Source organism: Actinomadura sp. CNU-125 (assembly GCF_001942465.1).
Classification (GTDB): Bacteria; Actinomycetota; Actinomycetes; order Streptosporangiales; family Streptosporangiaceae; genus Spirillospora.
Window position 1 is genome coordinate 1 of sequence record NZ_MKJY01000534.1, and the last position, 1,372, is coordinate 1,372.

At 71.4% G+C, this 1,372-nt stretch carries 1 protein-coding gene and 2 pseudogenes; 1 reads left to right on the top strand and 2 read right to left on the bottom strand.

The features are described from left to right. Positions 1-33: 33 nt before the first annotated feature. Positions 34-477: pseudogene (locus BJF79_RS39935) on the top strand (RNA-guided endonuclease InsQ/TnpB family protein); the annotation flags it as partial. A gap of 216 nt (positions 478-693) precedes the next feature. Here BJF79_RS39935 and BJF79_RS57590 read toward each other — a convergent pair. Next, a complete protein-coding gene (locus BJF79_RS57590; protein WP_075905222.1) occupies positions 694-924 on the bottom strand; it encodes a hypothetical protein in 231 nt (76 codons plus the stop codon). Beyond that, positions 917-1,372 (bottom strand): annotated as a pseudogene (locus BJF79_RS39945) (LiaF domain-containing protein); the annotation flags it as partial. The gene BJF79_RS57590 and the pseudogene BJF79_RS39945, both read right to left, overlap by 8 nt.

Sequence of the window (1,372 nt, forward strand, 5' to 3'; positions counted from 1 at the left end):
ATCGGGATCGATCTGGGGATCAAGGATTTCGCGGTGACCTCCGACGGGCGGCGCATCCCCAACCCCCGGCATCTGGACAAGAAGCAGCGGAATCTGGCCCGGTACCAGCGGCGCATGGCCCGCAAACAACCCGGCTCGGCCAACCGCCGCAAAGCCAAAACCAAAGTCGCCCGCGCCCACCGCAAGGTCCGCGACGCCCGCCAAGATTTCCTGCACCGCACCAGCACCAACCTGGTCCGTGACGCGGACACGATCGTGATCGAAGACCTCGCCGTCACCAACATGGTCCGCAACCGTGCCCTGGCGCGGGCGATCTCCGACTGCGGGTGGGGCGAGTTCCGCCGCATGCTCGAATACAAAGCCGAACGTGCCGGGCGGACCGTGATCGTGATCGATCGCTGGTTTCCTTCCTCCAAGACGTGCTCGTGCTGCGGGCACGTCCTGGAGCACTTGAGTCTTTCCGCCCGGTGCTGGACGTGCCCGGGCTGCCGCACCCGCCATGACCGGGACGTCAATGCGGCCAAGAACATCCTTGCGGCCGGTCACGCCGCAGCCGGGCGTCTGTCCCCCGGCGATGTCTGTGGAGCCGACGTAAGACGGCCGGGGAACCCCCGCCGCCGACGGCACAGAAGCAGAAACACCCGCGGCGCGAGCCGTAGGAATCGCCTCCCTTCAGGGAGGGGAGGAAGTCAACTATGTGTCGCGATCGCGGCGGCGCCCGCGCGTCGCGACCCGCACGGCGCCGACCAGGCCGAGGCCGATCAGCACCAGCGGGACGACGAGAACCGGGTTCAGGAACCGGCCGCCGCCGAACCCCTCGGCGAGGAACGCCCCGGCCAGCGCGAGGAAGAACACACCGGTCACCGGGCCCGCCGGGTCGAAGCGGCGCCGCTTCGGGGCGCGCTCGGCGGGCCGCTCAGCCACGGGCCACGTCCACGTCCACGTCACCGATCTTCCCGCGCAGCCGCAGCACGATCGTCGGCGGGTCCGCGATGCCGGGGTCCGGTTCGAAGACGCGCTCGGCGCGGACGTTCGGGCCGCTGGACGTCCGGCCGTCGATGCGCAGGTCGCCGAGCACGATCCGGGCGTCCAGGACGATCCGGGCGTCCTTCGGCACGGTGACCGCGAGGCCGCCGAGCACGACCTCGGCGTCGATCGTGACCCGCCGCCCGGCGCGCAGCGGCAGCGCGGTGAGGTCGAGGGTGCCCTGGCCGACGGTGACGCGGTACTCCTGGTTCGTGCCCGGGTCGGTGGTGGGCCGCCACGTCACCTCGCGGTACTTCATCGAGTCGGGGGCCTGCGCCGCGACCGACGTCGTGACGAGCGCGAGCGACAGGACGGTCCCGGCGGTGGCGAGCCCGCGCGTCCGGCC